Raw genomic sequence first — 17,313 nt, forward strand, 5'->3', positions numbered from 1 at the left:
AGACGATGTCCGTCGCCAGCGCGCCTCACGACCGAATGCCGTCCCTTTACGAAGGGACTCCGGACCGCAAGAAGTAAATCATTATCCAAAGACGGTCGCTCTCCCCTCGATCGATGACTTCTAGCGGCTTGAGGCCATCGAATGCGGCGTTTGGCGTTTGCAGCCAGGTCCCCAGCGATTCCTGCTGGATGACCTCGGACAGGGCGTTGGTGAGCCGCTGGAGCTCGGTCAACCGCCGGGCGACCACATCCGTCGGCGGCGTCCCCTTCTCCAGAGTCGCCAGCGATCGCACGGAGACGGGAACGAGCCGGGCAAACTCGGCCTGCTTCAGTTGCAGCCGTTGACGGAGATTCACCACCGGGTTCGCCTTGACCGCTGCGTCCACGCTCCTGACCTTCGGACTCGACTTGCGGGCGGATGGTGTCTTCGCCGCCGTTTTCTTCCGATCGATCACAGCCATGATGTTCCTCCGCGACCCGAACCGAGCACGCCCTGAACTCATTGTCGGCCTGATTCGTCCGGCGGTCAAGCAAATTTGCATGCAGTTTTGCAGGTTCGCTACTGCGCCAGCCGCTCCGGGGACAGCACGCGGAGCTCGCTCCCCGTTTGCAGATTCTTCGGGAACACCAGCAGATTCTGCCCGTCGGGGCTGGCCGCGGACGGCACGATCAACCCTTCCAGCCCCACATCGGACGCCGCCCGACCCAGGACCTGCGTGATCGGTTCCCGACCGGCCTGGACCTCTTTCCGCCAGTCCACCTTCAGGATTCGATCCAGGGAGACTTGCAGGCGCTGCCGAACTGTTCCCAGACGCAAGTCCAGGACGGCTTGCAGTCTTGCATCGATTGCGACGAAGGTTCGCGGCATCGCATCTTCCAGCCCGATTGCGTAATAGCGGTAGTGGGCCAGTGTCTCTGCCATGGCCGTTTCAGGCGTCAGGGAGGCATACACCACTGCAATTCCCACGGGATTCCAGCGTCCCCCGGTTCGCCGGCCTCCTGCTCCATTCAACAGATCCGACTCCTTGGCGTACCGTGGCGTACTCGACCGATAGACCCTCCCGGTATATGCCTCGGTTGTCGGAAGCAAACGCTTCAAGCGGGTCTTGAGTTGATCGAATGTCGGATCGCCCGCCATGAATCCCTACTCCCGGCTGAAGCATCGCTGTACGAGCAGAATGCCGAAGTCGTTCACCGCCATCGCGGAACCGCTCGCCGGAGTCAGGATCTCCCGCGGTACTTCCGCCGTCATCTCCAACCGGACGAGATCCTGCAACTCACAGCACTCGCGTTGTATCGAGTTTCGGTACGGTATCAAACGATTCCGCCTCACCGGCCACCCTGCGGGTCGGTCGTACGGTCGGAACCCGATTCCTACCGTCTTTGACCCCGCTGTGATCGAAAGACAAACTGCTGCGATTTCGTGGTTGCAAACCAAACCCCCTCCCCGGCATATTCGCTCTCACAATCGGCCAGCACACGTCCTGCGACCAGACAGTGCTCCCCCCGCGAAGGACCACCATGTCCGACCTGCGACGCTTCTACTTCGACGACGGTAAATCCCGCAAACGATGGCACGTCGAGCAACAGGGAAAACGCCAGATCGTCCACTTCGGCCGGCTCGGCGGATCGCTCCAGGAATCGCAGAAGTCGTTTCCATCTCCCGCCGAAGCGAAGGAGCAGACGGAGAAGCTGATCGCGAAAAAGCGGCGCGAAGGCTACATCGAGATCGACCCGACGCGGCTGGAAATCGTCCGGGCGAAGGGAGCCAAACAGGCAACCGAGTCGCAGATCAAGTCTCTCGAAAAGCAGATCGGCGGCCCCCTTCCCGACGAGTACCGCCAGTTTCTCCTGACCGCCAACGGCGGTCGCCCCAATCCCGATTGCGTCGCGGTGCCCGGCATGGCAGGCATCGACAATGTGGGTGTCGGCGCGCTGTTTCATCTGCGGCCGTCGCAACCCGGCGGGGACGAATTGACGTACGAACTGGCGAACATCGGGAAACTGCTTCCCGCAGGACACTTGCCGATTGCCGGCAGCTCGGACGTCTTCACGCTGTCGCTGAAGCCGAAAACATTCGGCTGCGTCTACTGGTGGTTTCACGAGACGGAAGAGGTCGACGACGACGGCAATTACCTGGAATCCGCCGGATACCTGCTGGCCGGTTCCTTTGACGAATTCCTCGCCCGGATCGCCGGGCTGTTCGGCGACGATGAGGAACCAGAAGAGGAATCAACTTCACAGCGCCCCGCGACCGGGAAGAAACCTAAGGCCACGCTGAAGCGATTGCTCCGGCTCATGAATCACGATCTGACGCCGGACAAGGTCGAGGAGATCCTGCAGGTCGTTGGCGAGCTGGGAGACGTGAGCGGCATCCAGGACGGGGAGTGGCCGTTCAACAACATCAGCAGTCCGGCGATCGTGCGGGCGCTGCTGCAGGCGGGGTTGAACCCGGAGATCACGGACACTGAAGGCCATTCGCTGCTCTGGCAATGTGCGGGTTGTCCCGAGTGCGTCGATCTGCTGCTCGAACGGAGAGTGAACGTCAATCGCCGGAGCGGCGGCGACTTTGAAACCACGCTGATGCGCGCGATCTACAGCGAGAGCATTCCGGCCGTACAGCGGCTGCTGAAGGCGGGGGCCAATCCGACCGTACGACTCAGTTGGCCCATCCAGAACAAACTGGATTCCAACGCGGAAATCCGGACGGTGATCGAAAAGGCCCGCGTGGACTGGAAGTCGAATAAAGGAAAGCAGCAGGAGGCCGGATCGGCGGTTCCGGCAAAGACGGCTGCCCCCGGAAAAAAGAAAGGGCCGAAACCGACGCTCAAACGGCTGCTGGGGCTCCTGAAGCACGACTACATCCCCGAAGAGTTCGAGGAGCTGGCGGAGATCGAGGAAGTCGTCGCCGAGCTGGGGGATCTGAGCGGAATCATGGACGGCGAGTGGCCGAAGATCGATCGACTGGAGAACCCGGATCTGCTGCGCTGCCTGCTGGATGCAGGGTTGAACCCGGACCTCACCGCCAAAGACGGGAACTCCCTGCTGTACCAGTGCGTGCGGAGCCTCGACTGCCTCAATCTGCTGCTCGAACGGGGCGCAGCCGTCGATCACCGGACCAGCGACGACAAGGAAACCCCGTTGATGCGGGCCGCGTCGGTGAGCGATGAAGAGTGCGTTCAACGGCTGCTGAACGCCGGAGCGGACCCGACGCTAGAATTCACTCGGTTTGCCAAAGTCATGCTGAGTATGAAAGAGAAGATGACCGCGCTCATTGAAGCCGCTCGCGCCGATTGGAACCGGAAGCGGGCGTGATACTTTTAGCTGCGGCCAGAGCGGAACAGATTCTCGACCGGGTGGCCCAGACGTCGCTTCGGGCGTCAGAGTGCCCCTGGCACAAGCGGACGCTGCGATTGACTTAAGTTCTCCAAAACTCGGAACTGCCGGACCCTCCACTGTTCGGAAACAAGCCGAACCAAGCCCCCCCGCAAACCCGCCTCTCCTTGACCCAACTTCCTGCGCCATCTATGCTCCCGACTTCGGAATTTTGCGCCCCCGGTCTGTCCGCGGGGCTCTCGCCGCACCGGATAGCCTGGGAAGACGTACCCGGATGAACAGCGAAGAACGACACCATCTGCACGAGCACGAGCTCGGCAAACTCGCGGTCAAAACGCAGACGGTCCTCGAAAAACACGGCATCGCCATCGCCGCCGCCTTCGCGGCGGTGCTGCTGGCGCTGATCGTCGGCGGCTGGTGGACCATGTCCGCCAGCAACGCCACCGCCGCCCACTGGACCGAGCTCGCCGCCGCGGGCACCAGCGAAGAGTTTGGCGCTGTCGCCGATAAGCTCAAAGGGACCGCGCCGGGCTACTGGGCCCGCCTCCGCGAAGGCGAACTGGTCCTCGACGAAGCCCTGCCGAAGATGTTCAGCGACCGCGAAGCCGGGCTGGCCGACATGAAACGCTGCCAGACCGCCTTCCAGGAAGTCCTCGATGCCGGTTCCGCGGCTCCCGAACCCGTTCGCGAACGGGCTCTTTTCGGCCTCGCCCGCGTCCTCGAATCGACCAGCAACGGCGATACCGAACCCGCCATCAAGACTTGGCAGCGGCTGGTGACCGAATTCCCGACCAGCATCTACAAAACCTACAGCGAACAGCGGATCAAGGCCCTCGAAACCGGCTCCGGCAAAGAGTTCTACGCCTGGTTCTCCAAGCAGAATCCCAAGCCCCCGGAATTCCGCCGCCCGCAGGACGGCCTGCCCGGCGCCGCCGGCGGCTTCGATCTCGACAAGGCCTTCGGACTCCCCCCCTCGCCGGGCGCCGCCGGAGCCAAACCGCCCGCCGACACCACCCCGGAAGCACCAGCCGACGACAAGAAGATCCCGGACACCGAGAAGCCGGCGGAAGCCGCGAAGCCGGAAACCCCGGCTCCTGAGAAGACCACTCCCGACGCCGAAAAGCCTGCCCCGGAAAAACCGGCGGCGGAGAAGCCGGCCGACGAAAAGCCTCCTGCAGACGAAAAGCCCGCCGACAAACCCGAATGAGCAACGACGCGCCCACTTCCGCAGATCGAATCCGGCACACCGTAGAAGTCCGGGCGCACGGCTGGCGGCTCGATCACTATCTCACTCGGCTCTACCCCAACTTCAGCCGGTCCGCCTTTCAGCGCGTCATCGACGACGGCCAGGTCTTCGTCAACGGCCTCCCCGCGAAGATCTCCCGCCGGCTGCGCGTGAACGACGTCGTCGAATTCCGCCTGCCGGAATCCGCCGACCGGACCGTCCCCGCCGAAGATCTCCCCCTCGACGTCCTGTATGACGACGACCAGCTCATCGTCATCAACAAAGCGGCGAATATGATCGTCCACCCGGGTCGCGGCCGGTACACCGGCACGCTCGTCGGGGCGCTGCAGTTCCACTTCGATCAGCTCAGCGACGCCGCCGGCCACCTCCGCGCCGGCATCGTCCACCGGCTCGACCGCGACACCACCGGCGTCCTCGTCGTCGCCAAGGACAACACGGTTCACAACCTGCTCAGCAAACAGTTCGAGCAGCGGACGGTCGAAAAGGAGTACCGGGCCCTCGTCTGGGGCGAAGTCTCCTTCGACCGCGATTACATGGAGACCCACGTCCGGGTCAGCAACCGCAATCGCGAGCGGATGATGGTCTGCCCCGAAGGGGGGACCGCCCGCCACGCCGCCACGTTCTACGAAGTCCAGGAACGCTTCCGCGGCTTCAGCTACATGCGGCTCTGCCCGCAGACCGGCCGGACCCACCAGCTCCGCGTCCACATGCACCATCTGGGGCACCCGATCGTCGCCGACAGCCTCTACGAAGGCCGATCGTCGCTGCGGAAGTCCGACCTTGTCGAAAACCTCCCGCCCGAAGAGGACGAAGTGTATATCGAACGCCAGGCGCTGCACGCCCTGAGCCTCTCGTTCGATCACCCGGCGACGGGCGAGCGGATGACGTTCGAGGCCCCCCTCCCGGCAGACATGACCCGGGCTCTGGAAGCCGTCCGGACCTACCGCCCGAAAACCGGCAAACGCCCGGCCTGATGGTCGTGGAAGGCGGGAAGGAAGAGGCCGGTCGCTCGTCGAAAAGTCGGCGTTCTAGGCCTTGCAGCGGTCGGTCCTGGTCTTGAGCCCCGAAGTGGGCGATGGGCTGTCGCCACGGGTGAAACGGAGTCCGCCTTCGGGCGGACGGAGTGCAACCCGTGGGACCAGGTGCCCTCCGCGCGCCACCGCCCCGGAAGGGGCGGAGGAACGGTAAACTTGTGGCGCGGACTGCACGGCATCGCTTCCTTCGCCCCTCCGGGGCTTCCTGGATTTCGGTTCGGGGCCGGACCACGGGTTCCGCGTCGGGCGGCTTTGACGCCGCGCCGCCGCTCCACCCGTGGCTACAGCCCGTCGCCCCGTCGGGGCGAAGAGCCTCCCGAACGTCTGCACCGGTAGAAAATCAACGCCCCATTGCACCCACGCCGAAACGCCGAATGAAAGCGGCGATTTCCTTGTTCGTTGATGGCTTGACCATGCAGCAACTTCACGCGCCGCCTCTTCTCCGGCTTTTCACTATTCCCTACTCGCTATTCGCTACCCCCCGATAAGCCGCCAGGCAGCGCAGCGCGACCTGGTCCCACGTGAAGCGTTCCAGGACCGCTCGCCGGCCGGCGGCGCCCATCTGTTGCGCCCGCGCCGGGTCGTCCAGCAGCTCGCGGATGCGGACGCCCAGCGCCGCCGGATCGCTCGGGGGGACGATGAAGCCCGTCACCCCTTCGTCGATGAACTCGGGCATGCCGCCGACCTGGGTGCAGACCACTGGAGTTTCGGAGGCCAGGCTCTCCAGCATCACCAGCCCCAGCAGCTCGGCTTTGGGATGCGGCTTGCTGTACATGTCGGTGTAGACCGACGGCAAAACGAACACCGCCGCCGAGCCGTAGGCTTTGGCGAGATCGTCGTCGGACGCGTTGGTGTTGAACGTGACGTTGCGTCCCGCGGCGAGCTGCTGGAGATCGGCGAAATAACGCTCTTCGTAGACCCGGCCGATAATCGTCAGTTCGGTGTCGGGATCCACGGCGAGAATGAGGGAGTCGATCCCCTTGTGGGCCATGATCCGCCCGACGAACAGGACCCGCCGGGGCCGCGGCCAGGGGGCGATCGGGCGGTCGATGAAACCGGGGCCCACGGCGCCGTAGATGATCTGCGAGCGGTCGGCGAGTCCAGGGCGAATGGCGAACCGGCTGATTTCCAGGAACTGGGTGATGTAGCGATCGGTCGCGGGTTGGTTCCAGCCGCCCCCCCCGAGGTCAGTCACAAAGCAGGGCTTTCGCGCCGCGGCGGCGGCGCAGGCGGCGGTCGCGGTGACGAATGTGTGATGCTGGTGGCAGTGGATGGCGTCGAAGCGCTTCAAAGCCGGGACGAACCCCAGGGTCCGCGGGTTCCAGATTTTGCCTTTCACGAAGTCGCGAGCCGGGTAGATCTCGATCTGCAGCTCCCCGCGCTGGACCGAACGGCGCGCCGGCCCGAAGGTGAGAAGCGTCGTTTCGACGCGTTTCGCCATCGCGGCGGCGAGTTCGAGCGCGTACCGCTCGCCGCCGCCGATCATCGACTCGTCGGCAAAGTACGCCGGAGAGACGTGGACGACCCGCTTGACCTCGGCCGGCGGAAACGGCGTCGGGCCGCGGAGCCGGGCCGCGGCGGCAAGGAGTTGCTGTCCGACAAGGACGGCGGGTCGTTCCAGACGGGCGCGCAGCGAGTTCTTCATGGAGTCCATTCCATCAGGCGGGTGACGTCAGAAAACGTAGGTGGCGATCACCGCCAGCAGCACGATGACCGCCGTGGCGATGACCCACGGAGGATAGCTCGAACGGTGCGAGTCTTCCTCCGAAAGATACTCCCCGCAGGCCGGGCACTGCTGGGCGTCTTCGTGAATTTCCGCCCGGCAGTGAGGGCAGGGAATGGTCGGCTCCTCGTCGTCGTCTGAACCGAAGTCGTCGCCGCCCTCGTCCCAGTCGGGGCTCCAGTCGTCGTCGTCGTTGTGGTCATCGCGGTGGCGGGGCATGGCTGGGGGACATTCCCGGAGGGGCGGTGGCTTGTCGGTCGTGCCGCCGATACGGCACAATCGCGGCATCATGACACATTTTTCCACCCGACTGAATGCCGCCATCCGGGCGAAGGGGACGCCGGCTCTCGTGGGACTCGATCCCCGGTTCGACTGGCTCCCGCCGGACATCGTCGCGCGCGCCCGCCAGAACCATGCGTACGAGGCCGCCGTCGCCGCGGCCGCGTTCGAAGAATTCTGCGTCCGGCTGATCGACGTCGTCGCGCCGCTGGTCCCGGCGGTGAAACCGCAGGCCGCTTTCTTCGAAGAATACGGCCCCGACGGCTGCCTGGCCCTGGCCCGCGTCATGCGCTACGCCCGCGCCGCCGGGTTGATCGTCATCTGCGACGCCAAGCGAGGCGACATCGGCACCACGGCGGAAGCCTACGCCCGCGCGTATCTCGCCGGGTCCGATCCGCAGGCGACGCCCTGGCACGCCGACGCTCTGACGGTCAATCCCTACCTCGGCAGCGACACGCTGGAGCCGTTCGTCAAGGTCGCCGTCGAGCGGGGAGCGGGGATCTACGTGCTGGTCCGGACGAGCAATCCCGGCGCAGGGACGTTCCAAGACCGGCTGGAGAACGGACAGTCGCTGTATCAGAAAGTCGCCGAGGTCGTCGAAGGACTCTCCGCCGCCCACGCCGACGCCTCCGGCTTCGGTCCGGTCGGGGCGGTTGTCGGGGCGACGTATCCCCGCGAGCTGGTCGAGCTGCGGGCGGCGATGCCGCACGTGCCGCTGCTGGTGCCGGGGTACGGCAGCCAGGGAGGGACCGCGGCCGATGTCGCCGGCGCTTTCAACCAGGAGGGCCTCGGCGGGATCGTCAATAACTCGCGCGGGATCAACTTCGCCTTCCGTTCGGGGAAGCTGGCGGAGGAATTCGGCGTCGCGAAGTGGGAAGCCGCGGCGGAGGCCGCCACCCGGCAGATGATCGCCGACCTGGCGCAGCACACGCCGGCGGGACGCCTGCAGAAGTAGGGTGAGTCGAGTCTTCGAGGCTCACCAGAACACTCATGTGAGTTGAAGCGTGAACAGGCCCTGAGACAGGACGCCTTGATGCCCGAACCGGGCCCCTACCGTACGCTGCAGGCCGACAAGATTGTCGAGACGGTGGCGCGTCTGGAACGCCGGATTCACGAGCGGTTCCCCGACTCGGGACTCGTCCGCGTCGCCGCGGAACTGCACCAGATCGCCCGCGAGTCGGTCGTCCGGGCCCAGCAGATCCGGCAGCCGAACATCGGCCTGCGGATCGGGATCGGGTTGCTAATGTCGCTCCTGGCGGTCGTGCTGGGGATGCTGATCAGCCAGTTGCACTTCGACCGCGAACATCTGCGGGCGCTGTTCGACCCGGAGAACTTCGTTCAAGTCTTCGAGGCCGGCCTCGGAAGTCTGGTTTTCCTCGGCGCGGCGATGCTGTTCCTGGCGTCGCTGGAACTGCGCTGGAAGCGGCAGCGGGCCTTGGAGGCGTTTCGCGAACTCCGCGCCATCGCTCACATCGTCGACATGCATCAGTTGACGAAGGACCCGGAATCGACGCTCCGCGGCGGACCGGCGACGCCGTCGTCGCCCAAGCGGACCCTCTCGCCGTTCATGCTGAATCGCTACCTCGACTACTGCAACGAGCTGCTGTCGCTGGTGAGCAAGCTGGGGGCGATTTACGTGCAGGATTTTCCCGACCCGGTGGCGCTGGAGTCGGTCGATCAACTCGCAGACCTGACCAGCGGGCTGTCGCGGAGCATCTGGCAGAAAATGGTCATTCTGGATCAGGTGGTGTCGGACGCGGGGCGGCAGAGCTGGCTGACCGGGAGCGCGGGGGCTCCGCCGACCGCGCCGGTTTCTGCCGATCGTCCCGCAGGCGATCAATAGATCGTCAGGAATCGACCATTCGCGAACAGCATGGTCATCGCATAGTCGAGCGCAGCCAGACACAGCAGCAATCCGAGCAGGATCCCATGCGGGCGCTCGAGACGCGTGCGGATCGTCACGAGCGCGGCGACGAACAACGCGGGTGCCAGATAGGCCAGCGCCATGCCATACGGCCGGCCGAGCGTATAGTCGGGCGACGCCGAACGCGAAAGGCCGAGCAGCACAATGACTGGCTGCACGGCGTGTGCGAGCATCCATTTGGCAAGTGTCGTCTTGGGACCCTGCCAGACGGCGAAGACGGGGAGTTCCCCCAGCCAGAAGCTGTTGAGAAACGGCAGCGTCTGGAGACTGATGGCGCAATAGGCGATGCTCCCCAGGACCAGCCCCAAGCAGAGCGGGTAGCGGGCCGGACGGATCGGCTTCCGGGGAATCAAGAATGCCATGACTGGACCAGACCGGGGTCGACGGCAACGTGGCTCGCCGCAGCCTAATCCGCACCGGCGTCCGTGACTACTCCGGTTTCGCTCCCGCCGGATGCGCCGCCACCCAGTCGGCTGCCTCGACGCCGCGCCAGAGCGACAGCGCCCGACCGGCGTGCGTCAGGAACGGGTAGTAGGAGCGAACCTGCGCGTCGGTCAGGCTCTGGAGCGTATCGCACAGCCAGCTCGCAGCTTTCACGCGGACGCTCGTGTCCGGGAGAATCTCGTCCGGCGCCAGGGCCCACCATTCCAGCACGTGACCGGTGACGAGCAGTCGATCCGACAACGGTCCATACGGTCCGCGTCCCGATCGGGCGGGGCCTTCCGGCTCGACCCCGGCCCAGTCGATGTCCCAGTAACCGTCGGCGTTCTGCGTCTGGACCAGGCGGGCGGTGACGTCCTGCAGATGCTTCGTGATCCGCAGCCGGGCTTCCGTCGAGAGGATCGGGTGATCCTCGGCGTCGATGCGGAGCAGCATGACGAGCGAGTGGAGCCGATGCTGGCCGCTGCAGACCCCCTGGGCCAGCCTCTGGCGCAGAATACGGTCGGCGAGCCGGTCGAAAGTGATCTCCTGGCCTTCCGTCGTCATCCACGGTTCGCCGTCGGCGAAGTACAGGGCGAACGCGAGCGTCGACCATTCATACTCGGTCTGATTGAGGCTGAACGTCTTCACCGACCGTTCGAGAATCGCCCGGAGCGTGGTCTCCCCTTGCGGAGTGATGACCGGGAAATCGAGCGGCGTGCCGACTTCGCCGAGCCCGGCGATGGTGTGGTCAAAGTGACTGGCGGTGGCCTGTCCCTCTTGGGTGCGGACGCCGACGCCACGAGTATCTGGAATCAGAAACGGTTCTGTCTTGGGCCCCCAGGCGTCGGCGAAGGCGCGGTGATCGAGCAGCAGTTCGCGCATTTCGGCGCCCGAGAGGGCCTGCGGATCGGCGAACTCCGCTTTCACGCCCCAGAACCGGAGGGCGTGATCGACGAAGTTGATCTTGGGCTGCTTGCCGCGGAGGCGCGGCTGCAGGCGGTCGAGGATGGCGGTCAACCGTTCGTCGGAGACCATGTCGGGATCGTCGCGGAGCGGCGCGACGACCGCCGGTTCATTCCGGAACGGCGGCAGGTCCGACAAGTGCCGATGGACGTTGTACCGCGAGACCGCCCAGGCCCCCCCTGCGGCGCAGAGAGCCATCTGCAGCGCAACGAACGGGAGCAGACCGGCGCGGGCGTAGGAGAGGGGAGCGGGCATGGGAGGATCCGGGCTTCGGGTATCGGGCTTCGGGCTTCGCAGAAAAGAGCAGAAACGTCTTCTCGTCTTGTCCCCTCTCCCGCTGTCTTCAGTGGGAGTGGGCCAGGGTGAGGGTCTTCGAAGATTTCCTCGTTCCCAGGCTCTGCCTGGGAACGCCCTCTTGCGAGGCTCCGCCTCGTCTGACATCCGACAGCCAACCAGGCGCCAGCTACAGAGGACGCTGAGCGTCCAAAGATGGTGTTCCCAGGCGGAGCCTGGGAACGAGGTGTTGAACGTCTTCTCTCGTCTTCATTCGACATTGGCGGTTTCGGTCGCTTCAGCGGCCGGAGATTCTTCGGTGGGTTGATCGGGCACTCGCTCGACCACCAGGGCCAGATCATCCTCATACGCGACTTTCCAGCCGGTCAGGCCGCGGGCGAGGCGGGCGGCGGGCGCCTGCAGTTCCTTGTGAACGATGATCGTGTTGATGCGATAGCGGTCCAGCCGGCGCTGGAAGCCTTCGTCCCCGCGGGCGAGGGCCAGGTAGTCCAGCCAGACGCGACGCGGCGCAACGTGCACGGCATTCGTCGTCATGAAGACCTGGAGATCCCTGGGACCCTTGAACGCCAGCCAGTCCCCCCACCACTGCGGATTCATGATCTGTCCGACGGGAGGATGCTCGTTGAGAAACTTCGTCAGAGCGAGCGGCGTTTCGTGCGAGTACCGGTGGCGATCCGTCCGGGGTTTGCCCCCGAACAGAGGCGTCGAGGCCGGCGAGAAAACGAACGCCAGCCAGACGAGCAGGAGCGAGATCGCGGTATAGCGGAACGACGGCCCGGCCCAGCCGAGGTCCGCGTGCGGCAGGTCGAGCGAATGCAGCCAGGCGCGGCAGCGAGCGGAGACATCGGCGACGTGCGGGGCGGCGACGTAGACGAAAATCATCGAATACCACGCGATCATCCGGACGCGGAGCAGCACCAGCAGCGCGAACCCGCCGATCAGCAGCACCTGGGCCGGTGTTACCGGAACGCGGCTGTGCCGCAGCAGGACCATCCAGCAGACCAGCGAGCCGGCGAGCAGCAGTCCTTCGACCGACATGATGTCGGGCCGGAACCATTCGACCACGTCATTCAGATTGGGATTGCTCGGAAAGATGATCGTATTCAGGACGAGGTCCATCCCGTAGGGATTGAGCAGCGTGGCGGCGAAGGACAGCTCGGTCAGCCAGAGCCAGCTCCGCAGCTCGCGGTCGCTCAGGATGGCCCGGAGCGAACCGCGGGAAATCCAGGCGACCTCCAGTGCGCGACCGGCGAGGCCGCAGCCCAGAATCAGCAGTCCGACGATGAACGAGCCGTGCAGGTTCGCCCAAAGGGCGAAGACTACGGGCATGCCGATCCAGGTCGTCAGGCCAAAGCGGGGACCGGATTCGCCAGCTCCGCGGATCGCTCTCCAGGGACGATCGCGGACGAGGAGCCACAGGAGGACGGCGCAGGCCAGCAGGCCGAAGGCTTCGGGGCGGATGACGCGATGGCGGGAGAAGTTCAGGAGCCACGCGAAGATCGACAGTCCGACGCCGAGGCCGAAGCCTCCGGTCTGCAGGAAGCTCGTGCGGGCGACGACCAGATAAGTGATCAGCGACAGCAGGGCGAACAGGAACGGATATCCTTCGACCCCGCCCAGTTCGCCGGCGACGGCATAAACGATCTGTCCGAGCCACGCCGTGCAGGTGATCGGCACGCCGCCGGCAAGGGTCACGAACGGATCCTCGGCGGGGAGCGCGCGGTGGGACAGCATCCACTCGCCGTACGCGATGTGGCCCCAGATGTCCGTATGGTGAATCGGGATGAACGCGTAATACAGGTAGAACGCGGAGAACCACAGGACCGCCAGCAGGTGTTTGAGCGAAACGGCGAAGCGGGCGTCGAGGACCGAAGTCAGTTCGACGGCAGGCGTAGTCGTCACCGGGTCATGAATCGCTGGCATGGAGGCCTCGGCAAAAAGTGAAGCGTGCAATTCGTCAGCGGGCCGCGATCAGACGGAGGCCCTGGCGCGACGGGTCCAGGCGATGTCGGACGAGACAGGGGCGTCGAATTGGACTCCGCCGCCGATTCGCGGGCGGTGGGAATCCTCCAGATTCGCCGTCCGGGCGACGATAAACTGCGGCCGCGCCCGGACCTGATCGAAGATCCGGGTGACGTATTCGCCGAGGATGGCGATCCCCAGTGCGTTGAGCGCGCCAAAGAACGCCGCAACCAGCGTGATCGATGTCCAGCCCGGAATCGCCAGTCCGGTCACCAGACGGTGATACAACGCAAACAGCGTCACGGCGACGAAGACCGACAGCGACAGCCCGGCGAAGATGTAGAAGATCGTCAGCGGGAAGGTCGAGAACGAGAAGATCGCCGTCTTCGCCAGGCGGAACAGGCCCGCGAGGGAAACGCGCGGCTTCTCGTCGTAACGCGCCAGCCGCTCCACCAGAATGCCCGTCTGGCGGAAGCCGACCCAGCGCCGCAGGCCCGGAAAGAACCGGTCGCAGTCGACCAGATGGGCGACCTGCTCGGCGACGCGGCGATCGATCAGGCCGAAGTTCCCGGCGTCCGCCGGGATGGGGGTGTTCGAGATCGCGTTGAGCACGCGATAGAAGGCATGAAACAGCGAACGCTTCCACCACGATTCTTTGCGCTCGGTCCGGACGGCGTAGACGACGTCGAACCCCTGTTCCCACTGTTCGATCATGCGCGGGATCGCCGCCGGGTCGTCCTGCAGGTCGGAATCCATGACGATCAACAGGTCCCCCGAGGCATGCACGAGTCCCGCCTGCACGGCGGCCTGGTGACCGAAGTTCCGCGAGAAATGGACGACGCGGATTTCCGGATGGTCGGCGGCGAGGTCGTCGAGGAGATCGGCGGATCCGTCGGTGGACCCATCGTCGACGAAGACGATTTCATAGTCGCAGGGGAGGTCGGCAAAGGCGTCGTCGACCGCTTCGACGAGCCGCAGCAAAACCTGGGATTCGTTGAAAACAGGCAGGACGACGGACGCCAGAACTTCCGCAAGTGGGGGGCGATTTGGCATCACGTGTCGACCTCAATGTTGCCTGACGGCATCAGGATTTCCGCAAAACCGCCACTAAAGACAGTCCGCAGGGGACACGGACCCAGGAAAGCAACCGCCGTTCCAGAGTCAGCGCCGCGCAGAGGGCGGCGTTGAGCCACGACGAGACCCGCGGGAACTCGGACTCCTTCCTCCCGGCCGTCAATCGTTCGAGGGTTCGCAGAAACAGAGCGGGAGGCAGTGATACGGAATTCCAGTGCGACAGCCACTCGACGCTGAGCCCCGCTTCGCGCGCTTCGCGGCGCAGTTCGTGACGGGTGTAGCGACGGTAGTGGCCCAGCAGCCGATCCCACTGGCTGTAAAGCGACGGATAGGCCGGCACGGTGACGATTGCACACCCGCCCGGCGCCAGTACATCCGCTGCATGCTGCAGAACCGTTTCGGGATGCGCCGTGTGCTCGATCACGTCGAGCAGGACGACGGCGCGACAGCTTCCGGACTCGACGGGCCACGGCTGTTCCAGATCGTGAACGCGGGCCGTCAAACCGCGTTGACAGGCATGCTCGACCGACTCGGGCATCAGGTCGAATCCTTCGGCCCGGTATCCCATTTGCTCCCACTCGCGCAGGTTGCGTGCCGAACCGACTCCCCCTTCCACGAGATTTCCCGCGGGAGGGGCGAACCGCTGCAACAGGCTGCCGACCAGGCGGCGCTTGGAAATGTGCCACCAGTAACGCTCTTCGAGATCGATCAATTCCTGCAGATGGGCGGACGTCATCGGAGTGATCGTGGCGGTCATGGCGGCTTCCGACAGGACGGTTCAGAACAGGGGAGACGGAACACTTGAACGCAACGGAAACGCACGCGGCGTACCAGTCGGACAAGTCTATGCCAGGTTTGACCTCTCGGGAGCCGCGTCCATGGGCCGCCTGGACGGCCCTGGTCCTGACGCTGGTCGTCGCCGGCCCCCTGTTCGTCTGCCTGCCCCTCACGAACGACGCCGAATACTACGACCTCCAGGCCACCAACGTGCTGCAGGGGGGCGTGCTCTATCGTGACATGCTGGAACCGAATCTGCCCGGCGTCGTCTGGCTGCACATGCTCGTGCGAACCGTCGGCGGTTTCCGCTCCGAAGTCCTGCGGATCGCCGACCTGGCGATTTGGGGCGCGGCGATGGCGCTCCTGTACTCGTGGTTCAAGGCCGGCGGCGTCCGCCCCGCATTGGCCGCCTGGACCGTGGCCGGCTGCGTCTGGTGCTACGTCTCACAAACGGAATGGATCCACTGCCAGCGCGACGGCTGGCTTCTCCCCTGGGCGATCGGCGGCGTCTGGCTGCGCCAGCGTCAGATCGCCCGGCTGCTGTCCGACTCGGCAACCGCGCGATCAATCGCAGCCTGGGCGTTCCTCGAAGGAACGATCTGGGCCTGCGGCTTCTGGATTAAACCCTACATCGCCATTCCGGGATTCGCCGCGTGGCTGCTCGCCGCGCTGCTGGTCCGGAAGCCCGGACGAGTCCTGACGGATCTGGTCGGACTGCTCGTCGGCGGCGGAATCGTGGGGCTCGCCGGAATCGCCTGGCTGGCATCCACGGGGGCCTGGGAACCGTTCTGGTCGACCGTGCGGGAGTGGAATCCCCTGTATTTCCAGGCGGGACGCGAGCACTGGCGGCTCGTCCGTCTGTTCGGCGCCGCGTTTCGTCTCGCTCCGTGGAGCCTGCTGGTGTTGCCCGCGTTTGTCCCGGCGGTGCTCTGGCTGACGGCTCCGTTCCGCGACCGGGACGGCTCGCCGTCGCACGCGGCCAAGCGACATCTGCACGCCCTGCTGGCCGCAATCTGGCTGGGCTGGCTGGCTCAATCGCTCTGGCTGCAGCACCAGTTCGACTACGTCTACCTGCCAGTCGTCGTGCTGTCGTTCGTGATGGTCGCGCTGTGGGTCGGCGATTGGCCCGCGTGGCCGATGCGCATGCCGGCCTCAATGGTGTTCCTCGCCCTGGCGCTGATCGGTTCGCCGGTTCTGCGCCCCGAGCGTCTGGCGGTCTGGTCCCGCTGCTGGTCGGAGGGAAGCTCGACCGCAGTCCGTCAGCGTCTGGCCCTGGTGCATAACCCGCACTGGGAAGATCTGCGGCGGGCCGAGCAGTTCCTCCGCGAGCATGGGGCGCACGATCGGAACGTGCTGTGCTATCACAACAGCCTGGTCTATCTGTATCGAGATCTGGAACTGCTTCCGCCGACGCGCTACGTATATCTCGAATCGCACCTGGCGTTCTTCCGCAACCGAAGGCGGAGCATTCTGGAGGAGGTCCGCGCCGCCGGCGCGGACTACGTCGTCACCGACCTCCTGTCGACCGGACTGCCGGCGGGGCAGGCCCGCCTCCCCGGTCGCCACAAAGACGACTCGTTTCCTCCGCCGTTTCCCGACGCCGCCCGGCGGCAGTATCCCTGGAATCTCCCGGTGGTGTTTCGGGCGGGATCGATCTTGATCCACAGAGCTGCGCCCGCCGCCGCCGGACTGGCCGCGAACGGCGATCAACATGTCACAGTGCCAACAGCCGGCCAGCCGGCCGACCCTTCTCAAGGAACACGTCGATGAACCGAATTCTGTGGTGTCTGGCCCTGGCGGCGCTGTCGGCGACGACGGGCTGCTCAGCGTTCGCCCCCCCCGACCTGACCGGTCGCTGGACCGCGAAGGAATTGAGCATTCAGTTTGAGAAAGACAACTACGTGACCGTCGTGACGCGGGGCGGCGTCTCGCGCGGCCTGTACACTCTGGATCGAAATCAGACGCCGGCGCAACTGGTGATCAAGACTCAGAACGAAGGGACCGGCGTCGAGTCCGTCGCGGTCTACAACGCCGAGTTCGTCGGTCCGAAATTCCTCAATCTCACCGAGAAGCAACTCTACATCGACGGCGAATCCCGAACGCGTCGCCGCGAAGAGACCTATTTAATGGAACGGGCCGAAGTCCTCGCCGACGGGGCGACGCTGCCGGCCGGCGAGCAGACGGCGGCCGTCGCTCCGTAGGGCATTGCGTCAGCCTGGATTTCGGATTGTGAGGGGACAGGGAACGGCGATTCGCCCGACAATGGCGATCCCGATGCG

17 protein-coding genes are annotated in these 17,313 nt (G+C 65.2%); 7 read left to right on the top strand and 10 right to left on the bottom strand.

Annotated elements, in window-relative coordinates; translation table 11 throughout:
- Positions 1-46: 46 nt before the first annotated feature.
- The 3 genes from SH412_RS21555 to SH412_RS21565 form a co-directional block, all read right to left on the bottom strand.
- Entirely contained in the window at positions 47-460 is a 414-nt protein-coding gene (locus SH412_RS21555; RefSeq protein WP_336520091.1) for an antitoxin Xre/MbcA/ParS toxin-binding domain-containing protein, read from the bottom strand.
- A 98-nt stretch (positions 461-558) separates the two neighbouring features.
- Positions 559-1,137 (bottom strand): RES family NAD+ phosphorylase, encoded by a 579-nt coding sequence (locus SH412_RS21560; protein ID WP_336520092.1) that lies wholly within the window; start codon positions 1,135-1,137, stop codon positions 559-561.
- A 6-nt stretch (positions 1,138-1,143) separates the two neighbouring features.
- On the bottom strand, positions 1,144-1,275 hold the full coding sequence (locus SH412_RS21565) for a hypothetical protein (protein WP_336520093.1): 132 nt from the start codon (positions 1,273-1,275) through the stop codon (positions 1,144-1,146).
- A gap of 245 nt (positions 1,276-1,520) precedes the next feature.
- On the opposite strand from SH412_RS21565, the gene SH412_RS21570 reads away from it, so the two are divergent.
- From SH412_RS21570 to SH412_RS21580, 3 genes are all read left to right on the top strand, one after another.
- A complete protein-coding gene (locus tag SH412_RS21570; protein ID WP_336520094.1) occupies positions 1,521-3,314 on the top strand; it encodes an ankyrin repeat domain-containing protein in 1,794 nt (597 codons plus the stop codon).
- Positions 3,315-3,609: 295 nt separating this feature from the next.
- Positions 3,610-4,542 (top strand): tetratricopeptide repeat protein, encoded by a 933-nt coding sequence (locus SH412_RS21575; RefSeq protein ID WP_336520095.1) that lies wholly within the window; start codon positions 3,610-3,612, stop codon positions 4,540-4,542.
- Positions 4,539-5,555: an RluA family pseudouridine synthase gene (locus SH412_RS21580; RefSeq protein ID WP_336520096.1), complete on the top strand. Its 1,017-nt coding sequence runs from the start codon at positions 4,539-4,541 to the stop codon at positions 5,553-5,555. The genes SH412_RS21575 and SH412_RS21580 overlap by 4 nt, the downstream gene beginning before the upstream one ends.
- Before the next feature lie 520 nt (positions 5,556-6,075).
- On the opposite strand, the gene SH412_RS21585 is transcribed toward SH412_RS21580, so the two are convergent.
- The gene (locus SH412_RS21585) at positions 6,076-7,260 is read right to left on the bottom strand and encodes a glycosyltransferase family 4 protein (RefSeq protein WP_336520097.1); all 1,185 of its coding nucleotides are present in this window, start codon (positions 7,258-7,260) and stop codon (positions 6,076-6,078) included.
- Positions 7,261-7,287: 27 nt separating this feature from the next.
- Complete coding sequence (locus SH412_RS21590; RefSeq protein ID WP_336520098.1) at positions 7,288-7,629, bottom strand: zinc ribbon domain-containing protein; 342 nt, start codon at positions 7,627-7,629, stop codon at positions 7,288-7,290.
- Between SH412_RS21590 and pyrF the strand changes: the two genes are divergently transcribed.
- Both pyrF and SH412_RS21600 read left to right on the top strand, forming a co-directional pair.
- Positions 7,628-8,572: an orotidine-5'-phosphate decarboxylase gene (gene pyrF / locus SH412_RS21595; protein WP_336520099.1), complete on the top strand. Its 945-nt coding sequence runs from the start codon at positions 7,628-7,630 to the stop codon at positions 8,570-8,572. The two genes, SH412_RS21590 and pyrF, sit on opposite strands and share 2 nt — an antisense overlap.
- 78 nt (positions 8,573-8,650) lie before the next feature.
- On the top strand, positions 8,651-9,460 hold the full coding sequence (locus SH412_RS21600; RefSeq protein ID WP_336520100.1) for a hypothetical protein: 810 nt from the start codon (positions 8,651-8,653) through the stop codon (positions 9,458-9,460).
- Here SH412_RS21600 and SH412_RS21605 read toward each other — a convergent pair.
- The 5 genes from SH412_RS21605 to SH412_RS21625 all read right to left on the bottom strand — a co-directional run bounded on the left by SH412_RS21605 (position 9,454) and on the right by SH412_RS21625 (position 15,014).
- On the bottom strand, positions 9,454-9,903 hold the full coding sequence (locus SH412_RS21605; RefSeq protein ID WP_336520101.1) for a hypothetical protein: 450 nt from the start codon (positions 9,901-9,903) through the stop codon (positions 9,454-9,456). The two genes, SH412_RS21600 and SH412_RS21605, sit on opposite strands and share 7 nt — an antisense overlap.
- Before the next feature lie 67 nt (positions 9,904-9,970).
- Complete coding sequence (locus SH412_RS21610) at positions 9,971-11,182, bottom strand: hypothetical protein (protein ID WP_336520102.1); 1,212 nt, start codon at positions 11,180-11,182, stop codon at positions 9,971-9,973.
- Positions 11,183-11,470: 288 nt separating this feature from the next.
- Positions 11,471-13,144 carry a hypothetical protein gene (locus tag SH412_RS21615; RefSeq protein WP_336520103.1) on the bottom strand — a complete coding sequence of 558 codons (1,674 nt, stop codon included), beginning with the start codon at positions 13,142-13,144 and terminating at the stop codon, positions 11,471-11,473.
- Between the two features lie 48 nt (positions 13,145-13,192).
- Positions 13,193-14,236 carry a glycosyltransferase family 2 protein gene (locus tag SH412_RS21620; protein WP_336520104.1) on the bottom strand — a complete coding sequence of 348 codons (1,044 nt, stop codon included), beginning with the start codon at positions 14,234-14,236 and terminating at the stop codon, positions 13,193-13,195.
- A 31-nt stretch (positions 14,237-14,267) separates the two neighbouring features.
- Complete coding sequence (locus SH412_RS21625; RefSeq protein ID WP_336520105.1) at positions 14,268-15,014, bottom strand: class I SAM-dependent methyltransferase; 747 nt, start codon at positions 15,012-15,014, stop codon at positions 14,268-14,270.
- A gap of 89 nt (positions 15,015-15,103) precedes the next feature.
- Here SH412_RS21625 and SH412_RS21630 point away from each other — a divergent pair, with 89 nt between their 5' ends.
- Together SH412_RS21630 and SH412_RS21635 are read left to right on the top strand one after the other, a co-directional pair.
- The gene (locus SH412_RS21630) at positions 15,104-16,804 is read left to right on the top strand and encodes a hypothetical protein (protein ID WP_336520106.1); all 1,701 of its coding nucleotides are present in this window, start codon (positions 15,104-15,106) and stop codon (positions 16,802-16,804) included.
- The gene (locus SH412_RS21635) at positions 16,801-17,235 is read left to right on the top strand and encodes a hypothetical protein (protein WP_336520107.1); all 435 of its coding nucleotides are present in this window, start codon (positions 16,801-16,803) and stop codon (positions 17,233-17,235) included. The genes SH412_RS21630 and SH412_RS21635 overlap by 4 nt, the downstream gene beginning before the upstream one ends.
- Positions 17,236-17,313 lie beyond the last annotated feature (78 nt).

It is taken from the genome of Planctellipticum variicoloris (assembly GCF_030622045.1).
GTDB lineage: Bacteria > Planctomycetota > Planctomycetia > Planctomycetales > Planctomycetaceae > Planctellipticum > Planctellipticum variicoloris.